Genomic DNA, 16,334 nt, shown 5'->3' on the forward strand with positions numbered 1-16,334 from the left:
GCCAGCGTAACCTCGTCTCAAATAGGAGGCTACTTTTTCCCTAGAATATCTCGTAGGTTAGCAATTCCCACCTGTGCCTTTTGCTGGCGTTCTTCTTTTGTTGCCTTCGGTTTCTGATTTTCCCACTGTACATCGTCAGGCGGCAATTCGAACAGAAAGCGGCTTGGCTCTGGGTTGATAACTTCACCAAACTGTCGACGCTCTTTAGCAAGGCTGAATATAAGCTCGCGCTGGGCGCGAGTAATTCCCACATAAGCAAGTCGGCGCTCTTCTTCTACGTTGTCTTCGTCAATGCTGCTTTGGTGCGGCAATAAGCCTTCTTCCATACCCACTAAAAATACAATAGGAAATTCCAAACCTTTTGATGCGTGCAGCGTCATTAATTGAACTTGATCCCCTTCCCCGTCGTCTTCGCCGCGCTCCATCATGTCGCGCAATATCAGACGGTTCACCACTTCGGTTAAGGTCATGGGTTGGTCTAGGTCATTACCTTCCAGCATATCGTTAACCCAACCGAATAAGGTACTTACGTTGGCCATGGCCATTTCGGCGGCTTTGGGGCTGGCGCTGGTTTCATATAGCCATTCTTCGTAGCCCATAGTGCGGATCATGGTGCGAACCGCGTCAGCGGTGTTGCCACGCTCTGCATTGTCCGACAACTCCACTACCCAGCGGGCAAAGGTAGAAACCGAATGAAAAGCTTTATCGGGTAACACGCTATTTAAGTTAGGGTGCGTCGCCGCTTCGAACATAGACACGCCCAAGCTATTGGCAAAGTTACCCAGCTTTTCTAGCGTAGCACGGCCTATACCGCGCCCTGGCGTGTTAATAATGCGAAGCAAAGCGTTATCGTCGTCTTGGTTCACCAACAGCCTTAAATAAGCCATGATGTCCTTCACCTCGGCACGGCCAAAGAACGACATACCGCCGCTAATTTTGTACGGAATGCGGTTACTCATTAACAGCTTTTCGAAAATACGACTTTGATGATTCCCGCGATACAAAATGGCGTAGTCTTTAAACTGGGTGCGGTTCATGAACTTATGCGCCAGCAGTTCTGCCACCACGCGCTCACCTTCATGCTCTTCGTTCTTCGCCTCTATTACTTTTAGCGGCTCGCCGTACTGCAGCTCTGAGAACAGGGTTTTATCGAACAAATGCGGATTGTTCTGAATAAGAATATTCGCGCAATGCAGAATACGACCTGACGAGCGGTAATTTTGCTGTAGCTTAATGACGTTTAAGCGCGGAAAGTCTTGCTGTAATAGGTGCAAATTCTGTGGCTTAGCGCCACGCCATGAATAGATAGACTGGTCATCGTCGCCCACCACGGTAAAGCGCGCACGCTCACCTACTAATAGCTTTACCAACTCGTACTGACTGGTATTGGTATCTTGGTACTCATCCACCAGCAAGTAGCGAATTTTGCTCTGCCATTTGGCTCTTATTGCTTCGCTACTTTTTAAAAGCAATGTAGGTAATAAAATTAGGTCGTCGAAGTCTAGCGCGTTATATGCCTTAAGGTTGTCTTGGTAACGCTTGTAGGCTTCTGCAAACTCTCTCTCGCCCGTGCTGGTTGCTGATTTTAATAAAGCATCAGGCAAGATAAGGTCGTTTTTCCAGTTCGAGATGCAGCTTTGTAAAAGCTGAAGCTGATCTTTATCACCATCGAGGGTGTCGGACGTCAAATCGTTAAGCAACGCGAACGAGTCTTTATCATCGAATAACGAGAAACCTGGCTTTAAGCCAAGATCTTTCACATGCGCTTTAATAATGGTTAAGCCCATGGTGTGGAAGGTCGACACTTTTAGCCCGCGCGCCTCTGGCTTGCCCAAGGTCTGCGCTACACGTTCTTTCATTTCACGTGCTGCTTTGTTGGTAAAGGTTACCGCTGCAATGTAGCGAGCTGGCATATCGCAGTTTCTAACTAAATGAGCAATCTTATTGGTAATTACGCGCGTTTTACCACTACCCGCCCCAGCCAGCACCAAACATGGGCCAGACACAAAGGTTACGGCAGACTCTTGAGCTTCATTTAGTTTCATTTAATACCTAGAACAACGTACATTTTTGGCGCGACACAGTTTTCATTGCATGTCGTGTCGATACCGATAGAATAGCTTTCATAATTTGAGCTGCGCATTATAAGGGAATTCCATGTTGGATCCGAAGAAACTCGAAGATTTAGCGAAACAAATTGCTGATGCCGTTCCACCTGGCGTTAAAAATATGGCTGAAGAAGCCGAAGGTCGAGTAAAGGCGGTATTGCAGTCGCAGCTGTCTAAGCTTGATTTAGTGACTCGCGAAGAGTTCGATATTCAAAGCCAAGTGCTTATTCGCACTCGTGAAAAGCTAGACGCTATGGAAAGCCGCATTGCTGAGCTTGAAGCGAAGCTAGCGGAAAAGTAGGCGTTCAAAGCTTACAGAAACTCAAAAAGCGCCTTTATGGCGCTTTTTTTGTGGCTGAACACCATTAACAATGGTTTGTATTGGGCTAGTTACTTTTACTGTTACACCAAATAAAAATGCAGTGCCGTTCCTAGCGTGATGGCTAAACCAATATAGTGGTTTTCAATAAACGCGGTGAAACAGCCTTCACGCTGACGGCGTTTAATAAGCTGATACTGGCGCACGCATAGCAGAGCCGAAAACAGCACGGCTAAGTAGTAAGGCCAGGTTGCGTTAATAGCACAGCCTATACACCACAAAATGACAAGGGCAGCGGCCTGTAGCAGCATGACTATGAGCACGTCGTTTTTGCCGAACAATATGGCCGTAGACTTGATGCCTATTTGTAAGTCGTCATCGCGGTCTACCATGGCGTACATGGTGTCGTAAGCTACCGTCCATAGTAAGTTAGCAATAAACAACCACCAGCCGTACGCTGGTACTGTTTCTATCACAGCCATAAATGCCATAGGAATGGCCCAACCGAACGCGGCACCCAATACCACCTGCGGTAAATTGGTGTAACGCTTCATGAAGGGGTAGCTTGCTGCTAGAAGTAAGGCTACCACCGACAACGCAATGGTTTGCCAATTGAGGAATAACACTAAGACAAATGCTAAAGCGATAAGCGCACCAAAAAGTTGTAGCGCTTGTTTAGCCGACACTTCTCCGGTTGCAAGCGGACGCTGGGCAGTGCGCTTTACGCTACCGTCTACTTTTCTGTCTGCATAATCGTTAATCACACACCCGGCTGAACGCATGACAACTACGCCAGCTACAAAAATGAGCGTAATGCCTAAAGGCGGTAAACCTTGTGCGGCCATAAGAAGCGCCCACAGCGTAGGCCACAGCAGCAAGTAAATACCGACTGGTTTATCAAGGCGCATCAGTCGCGCATAGGCGTTCCAATTGTGCTTCATAATTGCTTTTCGCTTTCCTTTTCGTTTTTAGCAGAGCGGCTATAGGCCGGTGAGGACGGAAGAAATACCTCTGCTACTATCATGCTGTAGTTGCCTAACGTAAACAACGAGCGCCTGCCCCACAAGGTTTGATTACTGTTAATACCAAACTGCGAAGCTGGCACTGTACACAGTTGAAACTCTGAGCGTGTAAAGCGCTTATCATTAAACAGGCGTTTTCCCAAAGGCTCCCGGCCAAGATCTGAAAGCTCGCTATCAACAAAGGCTTGAGGGATGATAGAACGTGCAAACACCCACGGCTTATGATCGCCACATAGGAGAATTTCTCTCGCTTGATAATGGGTTTCACCGTTGTCGAGTAACAACGACAGTTCATTGTCGTGAGGAATCTGCTCGTGCTGGCCAATAAGCTCTAGAGAAAAGTGGTTGCTTAAAGACTGCACTCGCTCGGTTAACGACCCAGTGTCTAACAGCCAGTTTTTTAGCTGTTCATTAGGAATTGTGATGCCAGAAGGTGCTTGCCAGTCAACCGCCAAACCCACTGGAAAAGTGGCATTAAAACTCACACGAAAAGCCCGAATAATGAATCTGTTAGTATGATAACACGTCATGTTCAATTATTTTCACTCGGTTAAACTTTTGCAGTAGTGTGTTTAATCAGAGTTTTGCTACACTACCAAGTGAATTTATTACTTTGGTGTTTCGGACTTCACTATGCTTAAGTCTTTAGTTTTACGCGTTTTTGCGGTTAGTTTTTTCGTTCTTGGTTGTAACGCAGCAATGGCGCAAGACAAGGCCAACTATGCTTATTTGGGCTTAGAGCCAGAGATTGTTACCAACTACATTAGCGATAGCGCACAAAAGCTAGGCTATGTACGCGTGTCAGTTGAATTGATGATCCACGATGTTAATCAGCTTGAAATTGCTGAACACCACATGCCGTTACTGCGCTCTACTGCCATTGAAATATTTGGTCAGCAACCGGCAGAGAAAGTTAAATCACTAACTGGTCGTGAAGACATTCGCCGCGCTATTCTTAAAGCGTTGCAAGAGCACATGAAGCAAGAGACAGGCGGCGAAGTGGTGAAGAACGTTATCTTCACCAAATACTTATACCAAGGCGGTTAAAAGTAGATAACGGGCTAAAAGGCTAACGTTCGCCTTTTAGCTACATATTGCGCCACTAGCGTTTACCCGACCCAAGACTTAAGGCCCCGGCGAGCAAACATCCAGAAATAAGCCCCGCTGTATGTGCAGCATTTGCCATGTTTACCCACAAAATATCGGCATAACCTAGTACCAACCACACCAACATAAAGCCCACAATTGAATTTGGCAGCGACAAGCCCCAACTTGGTCGCAACCAGCCTAGCCACCACACAAAGCCCATTACTGCATACACCACACCAGACAAGCCGCCAAACAAGAACAGGTTGCCTTGCACAGGGTCACTAAATAAGGCTTGTGCGGCGTTCGAAATAGTGGCCGACACTAAGAACACAATAAGTAGCATGCTCATGCCAAGGGTGCGTTCAATTTTAGCTCCCAGCATGCCCCACCACAGTAGGTTAAATATAATGTGCAGCGCCGAAAAATGAATGAACGCAGGGCCTAGTAATCGCCACCATTCGTGATTTTGCGACAAAATGGAAAATGGCTGCATCAATAAATGCTGTGCGATAGGGGCAAACAGTCCAAACAATGACAGTAAATAAACCGCAACACACAGAATAAATACCACCGAGGTAAAAGGCGCTTTCACGGCATCGGCAATGATATTACCCACGGAAAAGCCATTACCCGAAGGCGCCAGCCGTACGTTCTTGCCATTATCCCATGCGGCTTGCTGGTACTTCGGATCGGTAGGGTTTGCCAAAAAGCCATCCGCAATAATTTTTGCACGGTCGAGATGGTCGTGATTATCTAATACCACCACGAACTCTTTATCGTGCTGTATTACAGCGGCCTGAATGTGCTGACTGGTTAAATAATTGGCGAGAAGATGTGCAGGACTTTGCTGATTGAACGCAATTAAAGGATGAGCCATAAGCTAGTTGTTACCCCGAAGCAGAAGAATATGAATGCGATATGACATATACCAAGGGCGCGGTATATAACCTCTTTATACTGAAATACTGCAGTAGCTGCAAAAAATAAAGGTGCACATTGTGCACCTTTATCAAATCGCTATGCCGTGACTACCGGATTTGCCAGTCGCCATGCTTCGAAGCCACCGTCCATACTATAAACGGTTTCAAAGCCTTGCTGTGCAATCACTTGGGCCGCCTGCTGGCTGCTTACGCCGTGGTAGCACACTACAACCACTGGGATATCTTTGGGCGTTTGGTCGATAAACGCTGCAAAGTTGTCGTTGTTCAGCTGCGCTGCGTTAGGCATGTGTCCATTAGCAAACGATTGAGGATCGCGAATATCCACAATGGTTACGTCACCTTGAAAGTTTGCAACGTCGTTTACGCTAATGTGTGAGAATGTTGTCATTATTGCCAGTCCAGAATAACTTTACCTGAGTGTCCAGACCCCATGGTATCAAACCCTTTCTGAAAGTCATCAATAGAAAAGGTGTGTGTGATGATAGGCGATAGATCTAAGCCGCTCTGCAGCAAGCTCGCCATTTTGTACCATGTTTCGAACATTTCACGGCCGTAGATACCTTTTATCACTAAGCCTTTGAAAATAACCTGGTTCCAATCGATGGCAACATCTTGTGGAGGTATTCCCAGCATGGCAATTTTGCCGCCATGGTTCATTTTATTCAGCATGTCTCTGAAAGCCACCGGCACACCAGACATTTCCAGACCCACATCGAAGCCTTCTGTCATACCAAGTTCGTTCATTACGTCTTTCAAGTCTTCCTTGCTTACGTCAACGGCGCGGGTTGCACCCATTTTTTTAGCAAGCTCAAGACGGTAAGGATTAATGTCGGTAACCACAACATGACGAGCACCTACATGCTTTGCAACTGCAGCAGCCATAATACCTATTGGGCCGGCACCTGTTATCAGCACGTCTTCACCCACCAAGTCGAAACTTAGTGCAGTGTGAACAGCGTTGCCAAACGGGTCAAAGATAGACGCAAGGTCGTCACTAATGTTGTCTGGAATTTTAAACGCGTTAAATGCAGGAATTACCAAGTATTCAGCAAAAGCGCCCGGGCGGTTTACGCCTACGCCTTCAGTGTTGCGACACAAATGTACACGACCTGCACGACAGTTACGGCAATGGCCACAGGTAATATGGCCTTCGCCCGAAACACGGTCGCCAACCTTAAACCCTTTCACTTCTTGGCCCATACCTACGACTTCGCCCACATACTCGTGGCCTACAACCATAGGTACCGGAATGGTTTTCTGTGACCATTCGTCCCAGTTGTAAATGTGCATGTCGGTGCCGCAAATGGCGGTTTTGCGAATTTTAATCAGTAGGTCATTGTGCCCTACTTCAGGTTCTGGCGTGTCTTGTAGCCAAATACCTTTTTCTGCTTTCGCTTTAACTAGCGACTTCATGAAATTACTCCCAATTCACGGCCAACTTCAATAAATGCATCTACCGCTTTATCAACATGTTCAAGGCTATGACCTGCTGACATTTGCGTACGAATGCGGGCCTGACCTTTCGGCACAACAGGGTAAGAGAAACCGATAACATAGATGCCTTTCTCAAGCATCTTGTCTGCCATTTCGCTAGCTAAACGGGCATCGCCTAGCATAACAGGAATAATAGCGTGATCTTTACCAGCTAATGTGAAGCCCGCTTCTTCCATACGCGTACGGAAGTGATTGGCGTTGCGCCATAAATTAGCGCGAAGCTCGTCACCTTCTTTCATCATTTCAAACACTTTAAGCGATGCTGAAACGATAGGTGGCGCAACCGAGTTTGAGAAAAGATAAGGACGCGAGCGTTGACGCAACCACTCTACGACTTCTTTTTTACCCGAGGTGTAACCGCCAGACGCGCCGCCTAGTGCTTTACCTAGAGTACCGGTGATGATGTCTACACGACCCATAACGCCACAATACTCATGGCTGCCTTTGCCGTTTTCGCCAAGGAAGCCCGTTGCGTGACAATCGTCTACCATTACCATGGCGTCATACTTGTCAGCCAGGTCGCAAATAGAGGCTAAGTCGGCAATCACGCCGTCCATCGAAAACACACCGTCGGTGGCAATAATTTTGAAACGTGCGCCATCGGCATCAGCTTGCTTCAACTGTTCTTCTAATGCTGCCATATCGTTATTGGCGTAGCGATAACGCTTAGCTTTACATAGGCGCACACCGTCAATGATACTGGCGTGGTTTAACGCATCAGAAATAATGGCATCTTCAGGGCCTAATAGCGTTTCAAATAAACCGCCGTTCGCGTCGAAGCACGATGGGTACAAAATGGTGTCTTCTGTACCGAGGAAGTCGCTGATAGAGGCTTCCAGTTGCTTGTGAATGTCTTGTGTACCGCAAATGAATCGTACAGATGCTACACCAAAACCATGGCTATCCAGGCCTTTCTTTGCTGCTTCAATCAAGCTTTCATTGTTTGCAAGACCAAGGTAGTTGTTGGCACAAAAGTTAATAACGTGCTCGCCGTTAGCAACACCAATATCCGCTTGTTGTTGCGACGTGATAACACGCTCTTTTTTGTACAAACCATCTTCTTTCGTGGCTTCAATTTGCGATTGCAAATGAGAAATAAATGCCGCAGACATGCCATTCTCCGAGTGTAGGTATATTAAAACCGTTAGTTTAATGAAAGCGCGGTAGAGGGTACACACCCTTGCGCTGTATTTAATGGGTTTGTCGACTAAGTTTGTAAATTATTCAGCACACTACATTGATGAAGCGTGCACCTTTTGAAACGGTAAAGTCGCCCTAGGCGGATTCTTTCCAAAAACCAAACTCTACTTTGTCGCTTAACACGTCCCAAATGTTAACCTCAGGAATAGGTCTGCTGATAAGGTAGCCTTGACCTAGGTTGCAGTCGAAATGACACAGCAACTCGTACTGTTCACTGGTTTCAATTCCTTCTGCCACCACTTGCATTCCCATGTTGCGCACCATAGAGATCGTAGAGTGAACAATATTTCTATCATCAGCACTGCTGGCGATATTTGCCACAAACGAGCGGTCAATTTTGATGTAGTCGGCGGGTAACGATTTAAGATAACTCAACGACGAATAGCCCGTGCCGAAATCGTCGATAGCCAGCATGCACCCCATGTCGCGAATATTTTGCATGATGGTGGTTGCACGCTTGATATCTGATACCAATACCGTTTCGGTTAACTCTAAGCAAACTTGGTCGGGCGCTATGTCATTTTTGATAATTTGCTGCTGCAAGAATTCAGGCAAACTCGGGTCTAAGAACTGACCCGCTGACAAATTAATCGCCATCTTCACGTCGGAGTAGCCGCTATTTTTAAGCTCTCTGATTAAATAAGTTGAGCGCGTAATTACCCAGTAATCAAGCTCAAGCATGAATGACGTGTTTTCAAGAAGCGGTATGAAATCGGCTGGGGAAATATTACCCTTTTTAGGGTGTTGCCAACGCAATAGCGCTTCAAAGCCCACCAGCCTTCCCGTGTGCATCTCAATTTGGGGCTGAAGCGCTAAGCTAAACTGGTTGTCTCTAAGGGCTTCACGCGCCTCTGACTCCAGCTCAACCTTCTGCATTACTTTAAGGTTCATGGTGGCGTCATACACGCGATACTCCGCCCCTTTTTTGGCTTTGGCTTCGTACATCGCAATATCAGCATGACGCAGCAGTTCTACTGGCGTGGCGCGAGAGTGGTTGGTAATAGCAATACCGATACTGATAGAAACGTAAAAGGTTACGCCATCTACAATGATTGGCTCTTTAAACTCTTCTATCAGCTTTTTGGCTACCGTATCTACGTGCTTTTTGCTTTCGATATTTGAAAGTAAAATAACAAACTCATCACCGCCAAATCGAGATGCAATATCCGACTCTCTGATCGGCTTAGAAATACGCATAGCAGCAGCTTTTAAAAGTTTATCGCCGACGTCATGACCGTGACTGTCGTTAACCTTTTTAAAGTCATCAAGGTCCATGAACATCAGTGCCACTAACCTATCGTCGCGAATTGAACCAGCTAGCTGCTTTTCTATTTGAAACGTCAGCATATTACGGTTGGGAAGTCCGGTTAACACATCGAACATCGCCATTTTTTCAAGCTTCGCGGTGTTAATAGCCATTTGTCCGTCAAAGCTTTCTAGCTGGCGCGCCAGATTATTTGCCGCGTCTTCAACTACGTCCAATTCATCTGTGAATTTGAAAATAGGCGACTTCCTTCGTTTAGCTGCAATGGTGTAAAACTCGCTAAACTTGTGTTCGGCCAGCATAGGCAAACGTTCGCTTACATCTAACAAGCGTATTCTGTATTGATTTAGAAAAAGGTAAAGCAGCGAAGAGAAGATAAAAAATAGCGCAACAGCGCTAGAAATAACGATGTACTGGTATTGTTCGTTTTGACGCACCATGGCCGACACGTCTTGCACAATGAGCAAGTAAGGATGATCACCTGATGCGTGATTAAAAGGCAGTAAACTAACCAGCAACTGCTGATTTTCCAGCGCAACGTTCATGCCTCTAATAACTAAATCGTCAATTCGCCAATTATCGGGTAACGCATCAAATAGAGATTGAAAGTATTGTCGATTAGCCGCAGACACTTGGCTTGCCACCCTTAATTCTGACAACTCAGATGAGGTTTCTTTGTGCTGGACGACAGCAACTTTGTGTACATCGGTAGCGCGACTAAACAGGTATAGCAGTTCTCTCATCGACGTGGACACAACGATGACAGGCAAGGTTTCACCGTTTGCCATAATTGGAATTGAAATGTAGTGCGTGCATACCGAGTCACAGGACAATAGTGAGCGGCTTTCAAACGACGCCCGAGTGGTATTCACTAGCTTTTCAATGGTTTTATTTACTGGCTGTAGCGGGTTGCCAACAACGCCGTGTTCGTCAAACAAATACAGCGATTCAACTTGAAAGTTAAGGGTCAGGTATTCACTAAGACCGCTAAGCGTTTGTTGTAGCGATTCAAGGCTATCTGCGTTGCCTCCACTCTTATGGCTGATGATATCAATAAGCGTGATCATTCTGCCGTGCAGAATGTCTTCAAAAAGCTGAACCCGTCGTTGATTACTAACTTGGTTTTCCCTTTGCTGGAGCAGAATTCGAGCGTCAGACTCCTGAATAAGAACCGTTGATATAACTACAGCCACAGTTAATACCATAGCCAACAAAATTGTGATGGTTTTAGTGGTGAAAGATACCTGAACCTTCATCTAATGCCCTTAAAACCAATACATCAATTGCACTGACCACATTTCCCAATGCTTATCGGCATGAGACGCCACATCTAAGTTCAATAAGCTCACTACCCTTGTCGCACCTTCAACCCAATGATACTCACCTTGAAGTCGCCACTTCGGTGCAATGTCCCAACGCAAGCCTAGGGTATACGTATCTTGATAGCCAAAGTAGGCGGGGATCACGCCGCCTGTCATAGCCTCTAACTGCTTTCCGTCTCGATCTGACCTGTCGTTGATGTATGTGTCGTAGCCAATAAGACCACTTACATTGTTATTAAACAAATACCTAAACTGAACAAAACCGCCTTCGCCTGTGCGTTTAAAAGCAAAACCAGGGAAGAATAGCCCTTTGCTATCCTGGACTTCTCGAATTAGCTCAGCCGACACTTCCCAGTTTTCTGCAAAGTATTGCGCAGACAACATAATACGCTCTATGTCTGCATTACCTGCAATACGGTTGTCATTCTGAGAAGGTGTGTACCTGAAATCAGAACTCAACCAGCTGGCACCTAGTTTCCATGTCATGGTAGCCGGTTGCCAGAACACGCTGGCTTGATGAACAAAGTCTTGCTTGATGTCGCCTTTTGCTTCGTCGCCGAGTAAAAAATCTCTCTGGGAGTCGTTAATATTAGAGCGACCGTAACTCCAGTTTAATTCCCAGATATTCTGAGCACCATAGTGTGAGAAACTGGTTTGGATACCGTTGCTTCCCAAAGCAACGTCGCGAAACCCGTCAAAGTACACAGACTGGGGAAGAACAGACGTGTAACGTGTTTGTGGCACATCTCTGGTCACTGAGTACAGCCAGTGGCGGTTTTTGAAGCGACCAATGTGGACTTGTCCTTGCCATTTACCGGGCAAGTCAGGCAATTTCCAGTCAATAAACAAATAATCTAAACGAGCGCCCTGCTCAAAACGATTCCCGCCGTCTAAATAATTAATTTGCCCGGCAACAGAGATGTTTTCCGCTATTCGATAGTAACCATTTAGCCCAACTTCGGTGAGCTCACCTGTTATTGCGTTATCGTCAGTTATAAAGTTACTTCCATGTGACTGAGTTACACCTTGAGAGACATAACCGTGCCACGAAAAATCTCCCTGTGAAGCAAGGACAGGCATGCTTATCATGCCAAACGCGAGAGCGATGTATTTATTCATTCTGTTCCTACCTCTACGCGTCTTAATTTCACAATTTCGGTATGTTCAACATAGCCGATAGCGCCTGTGGTACTTTCTAACGCCTCTATCAACGCTTGGTAAGACGTGACCCTAACGGGTGTAACGCCCTGCCCAGAATAGGTGATTTGATCCCATAAGCGAGATAATTGATAAGGGAACATCTGAAGTACTTCACGACAAAACTGCTTGTGGAGCTCATCGTTATCTTGCAATACAAATACCGTGATTTTAGTACCATCGCTCCAATATTGACGATGGCCGGTAAATATCTGACGAAGCTCAGAGCGGTTTAGCTCTGAAACCATGACACTCTCATTAACCATGACGTTTAGTTCTGCTGCGTGTGCGGCAGGCACGCCTGAAAACAGTGCAATATTCAGCAATAGCACCAGTCTAAATTGAGTATAAGCAAGAACAGTGGATAGCCATCGCAAAGCGGGCTTTTTCATTCAGTAACGACTCCCTGTTATTTCAAAGGAACACTTCGCAACGCTAAGTGTAGATAATAGTTGATAGTTTTACCTTACAATTAAGTAAATTAAGCGACAATTAGCTTGTGATGGTGCCCTGGTCTATCAACAGTATTTTTTCCTATTGTTCGTATCTTTTGGCAAGCGCTAGGTGAAGCCTATTTGCTCGAGTATTACCTATTCGCGCCATATAAATGCTTATTTTTCAGATAGAACTCTCCGGGCCGCCGCAATTTAACATGCTCATTCTAAAATGATGAATATGGTCAACGATACTCGCGTATGAGCATAACGACTTAGGTTTTTATACTTAAGACGTTGAATTAGATTCATTATTTCAACAAATAATCTTAGTACGTAAAAACTATGAGCGCGTAAACAGACTTTTTTACCTCTGAAACGCGGTCGTTGCTGAAAAACCAAAATAAATCATTAGAATAAAGAATTTACCATAAGTTGTGGGCGACATGGCGACAATACGACGAGACATAGGTGCTGGGCACCACTTTATTTTCGACGACACTTTAGTCAGTCATCCCAACGCGGAGATGTTTACCCCCGACTTTTGGCAGCTTCAAGACAAAATAACAGGTCAAGCCAAGGGACGTGGTACAACCATTTTCATTGAGCATGAGGGTCAGCGCTGGGTTTTACGCCATTTCAAACGTGGTGGCTTGGTCGGCAAAGTACTGAGCGACCAATATCTGTTTATTGGTGTTGAGCGTTCTCGCCCGTTTGAAGAGTTCAGGCTGCTCGAATATATGCGAGCACAAGGTCTTCTTGTGCCTGTTCCTGTTGCGGCGCGTATACACCGCCGAGGCCTGATTTACCGCGGCGATTTAATTACTTTAAGTATTCCAAATAGCAAAGATTTACACCACGCACTTTGCGATAAACCACTGGATAAAGATGAGTGGTATGAGGTTGGCCGAGCACTGGCAGCTATGCACAATTGTCAGGTGTACCATCATGATGCCAACGTTCGAAACATCATGATTGATAGCGATAAGCAAATATGGCTTATTGATTTCGATCGCTGCGAGCAGCGTCAAGGTAACAGCTGGAAACAAGGTAATTTAGACCGGCTGCTGCGCTCTTTACATAAAGAGAAAGCGAAGAACCCTGTCTTTCACTGGCAAGAGAGCGACTGGTCAGCGTGTATGAATGGTTACCGCGAGGCAGTGAAGTAATAAAAGCACATGTGGTAAGCGGATTGGTATAAGCTAATAATGTGTTACATTAGCCACGTTGAACACATAAACCCTCTACAACGAAAAGATTCGACTTTATGCACACTAGAGCACTTTACCCTGGTACTTTCGACCCGATCACTAACGGTCATGCCGACCTTATTGAACGCGCATCTCAGTTATTTTCTCATGTGATTGTAGCGATTGCTTCTAACCCAAGTAAAAAGCCACTGTTTACGTTAGAAGAGCGCGTAGAAATGATAAAAAAAGTCACTGCTGACTTACCAAATGTTGAGGTAGTGGGATTTACTGGTTTATTGGCTGATTTTGCTGACGAACAAAATGCCACGATTCTCATTCGTGGTTTACGCGCAGTTTCTGATTTCGAATACGAGTTTCAACTCGCAAATATGAATCGCCGTTTAAATCCCAAACTAGAAAGTGTTTTTCTTACTCCTGCTGAAGAGAATTCTTTTATCTCTTCCACCTTAGTAAAAGAAGTCGCTCTTCACCGCGGTGCAGTGAGTGGCTTTTGCCACCCAGTAGTAGAGAAAGCTTTAAAAGACCGGCTGAGCAAGAAAGGTTAAGCACCAATAATAAGTATATTAGCGTTGGCAGTGAGTACAGAAAAAGGTATTTCGCTGCCCAATAACCTTACTTTCGATGGCTTTGCCACACACTTCACAAGGCTCGCCTTTTCTCCCATACACATTCAAGTGCTGTGCAAAATACCCAGGCTTACCGTCGGTTTGCGCAAAGTCTTTTAATGTTGTGCCGCCTTGTTCAATGGCTTTGGCCAATACTTGCTTAATGGTTGCAGTTAGCGACTGATAGCGAGCAGCGCTAATGTTTCCTGCGGCTCTTCGCGGGTCTATACCAGCTAAAAACAGTGCTTCGTTCGCGTAGATGTTTCCTACACCTACCACAATGGCGTTATCCATAATGAAGTTTTTAACGGGGCCTTTTCTATTGCGCGATAGTTTAAATAAGCGCTTATCGTCAAAGTCGTCTGTAAGCGGCTCTGGGCCCAAGTTATCAAGCATGGCTATTTGCATATCAGGGGCCTGAAATAACACAGCACCAAAGCGCCTTGGGTCGTTAAAACGTAAGCACTTACCGGTGTTTAAAACAATGTCTACGTGGTCATGCTTAATAATTGGTGTCGACGCATCGATAACGCGTAATTTACCCGACATGCCTAAATGCAAAATTAACGTGCCTTTGGCTGTTTCAATAAGTAGATATTTAGCGCGGCGTTTTACAGCAATAACGCTCTGCCCTTCAACGTTCGCTACCTCTTGTGGAATGGGCCAGCGCATTCTTCGCTCACGCACCACCACCTGCGTAATGGTATTGCCAATAAGATGTGGAGAAACGCCCAAACGGCTTACTTCAACTTCTGGTAGTTCAGGCATTTACAGTATCCAAGGTAAAAGATTATCAAGTTCAGTGTTGGTTAATGTGTACCAATTATTTTCAAATTTGATCACAACAGGTGATGTATTCGGATAGATGGCGTAAACATTGCCGTTATTATTGCCTGCGAGCCATACTACGACGATGTAAGGCTGTACGTTGGTAATCGCTTCGGGTACGTCAATGGCCGGCTCAAGCCTTGCCCGCTGCCAATGGGAAAACTGAACATCCGGCTTGATGGCGAGGACTGTATTTTGACCTGACTGGCGCCACTGCTGTCCAACTCGCTCTAAGCTATGGCCATCGTGCTCTATTTTTAACACATAAGCGTCTTCAGGTAGCAGGCTGCGAGATTGAACAACGTCCTTCTTAGGTACAAGACTGTCTAAGTTAAACAATGCAATCATGATAAGCATGGCAATAATGACCACGTTATTCATTGCTCGCTGAGAAATTCTAGCCACCTGACGTTCCGTTAAATATGAGTCCTGAAATTAGGAATATAGTAATACCTAGCCGATACATAAGCTAACTCAATTCAAAGAAAACCTAGGACCTGCTGGAAAAAAGTAAGTGGGAGAAAGCAGTGATCGCAAGACAAACACAAGGGATCGCGGTTCGTCGAATGTGGGATCCGGTGGGATCGTGACGTGATGAAGTAGAAATATCTTCTTCAAAAAGCAAAAAACCCAGCAAGGGCTGGGTTTTCGTGGAGACAAAAGCAAGCTAATTACTTGATTTTGGCCTCTTTGAACATAACGTGCTTACGCACAACGGGATCATACTTTTTGATCTCCATTTTGCCAGGCATGTTACGCTTGTTTTTATCAGTAGTGTAGAAGAAACCTGTACCTGCTGAAGAAACTAGTTTAATTTTATCACGCATTGTCGGCTTCCTTAGATTTTCTCACCACGGGTACGGATGTCAGTTAGTACTGAATCAATACCTTTCTTGTCGATGATACGCATGCCTTTTGCAGACAAACGTAGTTTTACAAAACGGTTTTCGCTCTCAACCCAAAAACGGTGTGTTTGAAGGTTTGGCAAAAAGCGACGACGAGTCGCATTTCTTGCGTGTGAACGGTTATTACCAACCGTTGGACGCTTACCTGTTACTTGGCATACTCTTGACATTGTATTTGTCTCCAGAACAACGATAACTGTCGCGTCAGTTAATCCCAAGCGCTCAAACAGTGGTTGGGTCAAATGACGTATTACTATAAATTAGAGGGCGCATTTTATACAGCAAAGGCAGGATCATTTCAATAAGAAAGTACAAAAAGGTTACTTTTTGGCTTTTTTTTGCTCGAAAAACTACCAGCTCTCATTTTTCACGGCCCGTATTGTACTTTTCCCTAA

At 45.5% G+C, this 16,334-nt stretch carries 18 protein-coding genes; 4 read left to right on the forward strand and 14 right to left on the reverse strand.

Features of this window, described 5'->3' with window-relative positions:
* Positions 1-29: 29 nt before the first annotated feature.
* Positions 30-2,045, reverse strand: a complete 2,016-nt coding sequence (gene rep, locus MHN00_RS18885) for a DNA helicase Rep (protein WP_039226949.1) — start codon at positions 2,043-2,045, stop codon at positions 30-32.
* Between the two features lie 112 nt (positions 2,046-2,157).
* On the opposite strand from rep, the gene MHN00_RS18890 reads away from it, so the two are divergent.
* Positions 2,158-2,409, forward strand: a complete 252-nt coding sequence (locus MHN00_RS18890) for an accessory factor UbiK family protein (protein WP_014975278.1) — start codon at positions 2,158-2,160, stop codon at positions 2,407-2,409.
* Positions 2,410-2,510: 101 nt separating this feature from the next.
* On the opposite strand, the gene ubiA is transcribed toward MHN00_RS18890, so the two are convergent.
* Positions 2,511-3,368: a 4-hydroxybenzoate octaprenyltransferase gene (ubiA, locus tag MHN00_RS18895; protein ID WP_239302061.1), complete on the reverse strand. Its 858-nt coding sequence runs from the start codon at positions 3,366-3,368 to the stop codon at positions 2,511-2,513.
* A complete protein-coding gene (locus MHN00_RS18900) occupies positions 3,365-3,934 on the reverse strand; it encodes a chorismate lyase (RefSeq protein WP_239302062.1) in 570 nt (189 codons plus the stop codon). The genes ubiA and MHN00_RS18900 overlap by 4 nt, the downstream gene beginning before the upstream one ends.
* 148 nt (positions 3,935-4,082) lie before the next feature.
* Here MHN00_RS18900 and MHN00_RS18905 point away from each other — a divergent pair, with 148 nt between their 5' ends.
* Positions 4,083-4,496, forward strand: coding sequence for a flagellar basal body-associated protein FliL (locus MHN00_RS18905; RefSeq protein ID WP_039226957.1), 414 nt, complete (start codon positions 4,083-4,085; stop codon positions 4,494-4,496).
* A 55-nt stretch (positions 4,497-4,551) separates the two neighbouring features.
* On the opposite strand, the gene glpG is transcribed toward MHN00_RS18905, so the two are convergent.
* The 7 genes from glpG to MHN00_RS18940 all read right to left on the reverse strand — a co-directional run bounded on the left by glpG (position 4,552) and on the right by MHN00_RS18940 (position 12,348).
* Positions 4,552-5,415, reverse strand: a complete 864-nt coding sequence (gene glpG / locus MHN00_RS18910; protein ID WP_039226959.1) for a rhomboid family intramembrane serine protease GlpG — start codon at positions 5,413-5,415, stop codon at positions 4,552-4,554.
* 140 nt (positions 5,416-5,555) lie between these two features.
* Positions 5,556-5,867: a thiosulfate sulfurtransferase GlpE gene (gene glpE, locus MHN00_RS18915; RefSeq protein ID WP_014947767.1), complete on the reverse strand. Its 312-nt coding sequence runs from the start codon at positions 5,865-5,867 to the stop codon at positions 5,556-5,558.
* Entirely contained in the window at positions 5,867-6,892 is a 1,026-nt protein-coding gene (gene tdh, locus MHN00_RS18920; RefSeq protein ID WP_014947766.1) for an L-threonine 3-dehydrogenase, read from the reverse strand. Before tdh ends, glpE begins: the two co-directional genes overlap by 1 nt.
* Positions 6,889-8,085: a glycine C-acetyltransferase gene (locus tag MHN00_RS18925; protein ID WP_014977894.1), complete on the reverse strand. Its 1,197-nt coding sequence runs from the start codon at positions 8,083-8,085 to the stop codon at positions 6,889-6,891. The genes tdh and MHN00_RS18925 overlap by 4 nt, the downstream gene beginning before the upstream one ends.
* Positions 8,086-8,248: 163 nt before the next feature.
* Positions 8,249-10,693, reverse strand: a complete 2,445-nt coding sequence (locus MHN00_RS18930; RefSeq protein WP_239302063.1) for an EAL domain-containing protein — start codon at positions 10,691-10,693, stop codon at positions 8,249-8,251.
* A 9-nt stretch (positions 10,694-10,702) separates the two neighbouring features.
* Positions 10,703-11,878, reverse strand: a complete 1,176-nt coding sequence (locus MHN00_RS18935; protein WP_039226964.1) for a hypothetical protein — start codon at positions 11,876-11,878, stop codon at positions 10,703-10,705.
* Positions 11,875-12,348: a hypothetical protein gene (locus MHN00_RS18940; RefSeq protein ID WP_039226966.1), complete on the reverse strand. Its 474-nt coding sequence runs from the start codon at positions 12,346-12,348 to the stop codon at positions 11,875-11,877. The genes MHN00_RS18935 and MHN00_RS18940 overlap by 4 nt, the downstream gene beginning before the upstream one ends.
* Positions 12,349-12,827: 479 nt before the next feature.
* Here MHN00_RS18940 and MHN00_RS18945 point away from each other — a divergent pair, with 479 nt between their 5' ends.
* Both MHN00_RS18945 and coaD read left to right on the forward strand, forming a co-directional pair.
* The gene (locus tag MHN00_RS18945; RefSeq protein WP_014977890.1) at positions 12,828-13,559 is read left to right on the forward strand and encodes a 3-deoxy-D-manno-octulosonic acid kinase; all 732 of its coding nucleotides are present in this window, start codon (positions 12,828-12,830) and stop codon (positions 13,557-13,559) included.
* A gap of 98 nt (positions 13,560-13,657) precedes the next feature.
* Entirely contained in the window at positions 13,658-14,146 is a 489-nt protein-coding gene (coaD, locus tag MHN00_RS18950; RefSeq protein ID WP_131138286.1) for a pantetheine-phosphate adenylyltransferase, read from the forward strand.
* 18 nt (positions 14,147-14,164) lie between these two features.
* Here the strand turns inward: coaD and mutM are convergent, their stop codons facing one another.
* The 4 genes from mutM to rpmB all read right to left on the reverse strand — a co-directional run bounded on the left by mutM (position 14,165) and on the right by rpmB (position 16,109).
* A complete protein-coding gene (gene mutM, locus MHN00_RS18955) occupies positions 14,165-14,974 on the reverse strand; it encodes a bifunctional DNA-formamidopyrimidine glycosylase/DNA-(apurinic or apyrimidinic site) lyase (protein ID WP_014947759.1) in 810 nt (269 codons plus the stop codon).
* Positions 14,975-15,439, reverse strand: a complete 465-nt coding sequence (locus MHN00_RS18960) for a hypothetical protein (RefSeq protein ID WP_239302064.1) — start codon at positions 15,437-15,439, stop codon at positions 14,975-14,977.
* Between the two features lie 266 nt (positions 15,440-15,705).
* Complete coding sequence (rpmG, locus tag MHN00_RS18965; protein WP_012516577.1) at positions 15,706-15,861, reverse strand: 50S ribosomal protein L33; 156 nt, start codon at positions 15,859-15,861, stop codon at positions 15,706-15,708.
* An 11-nt stretch (positions 15,862-15,872) separates the two neighbouring features.
* Positions 15,873-16,109, reverse strand: coding sequence for a 50S ribosomal protein L28 (gene rpmB, locus MHN00_RS18970; RefSeq protein ID WP_014947757.1), 237 nt, complete (start codon positions 16,107-16,109; stop codon positions 15,873-15,875).
* Between the last annotated feature and the right edge of the window lie 225 nt (positions 16,110-16,334).

Source organism: Alteromonas sp. Cnat2-8, assembly GCF_022348355.1.
Classification (GTDB): Bacteria; Pseudomonadota; Gammaproteobacteria; order Enterobacterales; family Alteromonadaceae; genus Alteromonas; species Alteromonas macleodii.

What these genes read in the sequence shown, in the direction of transcription:
- coaD (WP_131138286.1), top strand. Translation starts at nt 13,658, where the DNA reads ATGCACACTAGAGCACTTTACCCTGGTACTTTCGACCCGATCACTAAC.
- MHN00_RS18905 (WP_039226957.1), top strand. Translation starts at nt 4,083, where the DNA reads ATGCTTAAGTCTTTAGTTTTACGCGTTTTTGCGGTTAGTTTTTTCGTT.
- MHN00_RS18890 (WP_014975278.1), top strand. Translation starts at nt 2,158, where the DNA reads ATGTTGGATCCGAAGAAACTCGAAGATTTAGCGAAACAAATTGCTGAT.
- ubiA (WP_239302061.1), bottom strand. Translation starts at nt 3,368, where the DNA reads ATGAAGCACAATTGGAACGCCTATGCGCGACTGATGCGCCTTGATAAA.
- tdh (WP_014947766.1), bottom strand. Translation starts at nt 6,892, where the DNA reads ATGAAGTCGCTAGTTAAAGCGAAAGCAGAAAAAGGTATTTGGCTACAA.
- rep (WP_039226949.1), bottom strand. Translation starts at nt 2,045, where the DNA reads ATGAAACTAAATGAAGCTCAAGAGTCTGCCGTAACCTTTGTGTCTGGC.
- rpmB (WP_014947757.1), bottom strand. Translation starts at nt 16,109, where the DNA reads ATGTCAAGAGTATGCCAAGTAACAGGTAAGCGTCCAACGGTTGGTAAT.
- rpmG (WP_012516577.1), bottom strand. Translation starts at nt 15,861, where the DNA reads ATGCGTGATAAAATTAAACTAGTTTCTTCAGCAGGTACAGGTTTCTTC.
- MHN00_RS18935 (WP_039226964.1), bottom strand. Translation starts at nt 11,878, where the DNA reads ATGAATAAATACATCGCTCTCGCGTTTGGCATGATAAGCATGCCTGTC.
- MHN00_RS18925 (WP_014977894.1), bottom strand. Translation starts at nt 8,085, where the DNA reads ATGTCTGCGGCATTTATTTCTCATTTGCAATCGCAAATTGAAGCCACG.
- MHN00_RS18940 (WP_039226966.1), bottom strand. Translation starts at nt 12,348, where the DNA reads ATGAAAAAGCCCGCTTTGCGATGGCTATCCACTGTTCTTGCTTATACT.
- MHN00_RS18930 (WP_239302063.1), bottom strand. Translation starts at nt 10,693, where the DNA reads ATGAAGGTTCAGGTATCTTTCACCACTAAAACCATCACAATTTTGTTG.
- glpG (WP_039226959.1), bottom strand. Translation starts at nt 5,415, where the DNA reads ATGGCTCATCCTTTAATTGCGTTCAATCAGCAAAGTCCTGCACATCTT.
- glpE (WP_014947767.1), bottom strand. Translation starts at nt 5,867, where the DNA reads ATGACAACATTCTCACACATTAGCGTAAACGACGTTGCAAACTTTCAA.
- mutM (WP_014947759.1), bottom strand. Translation starts at nt 14,974, where the DNA reads ATGCCTGAACTACCAGAAGTTGAAGTAAGCCGTTTGGGCGTTTCTCCA.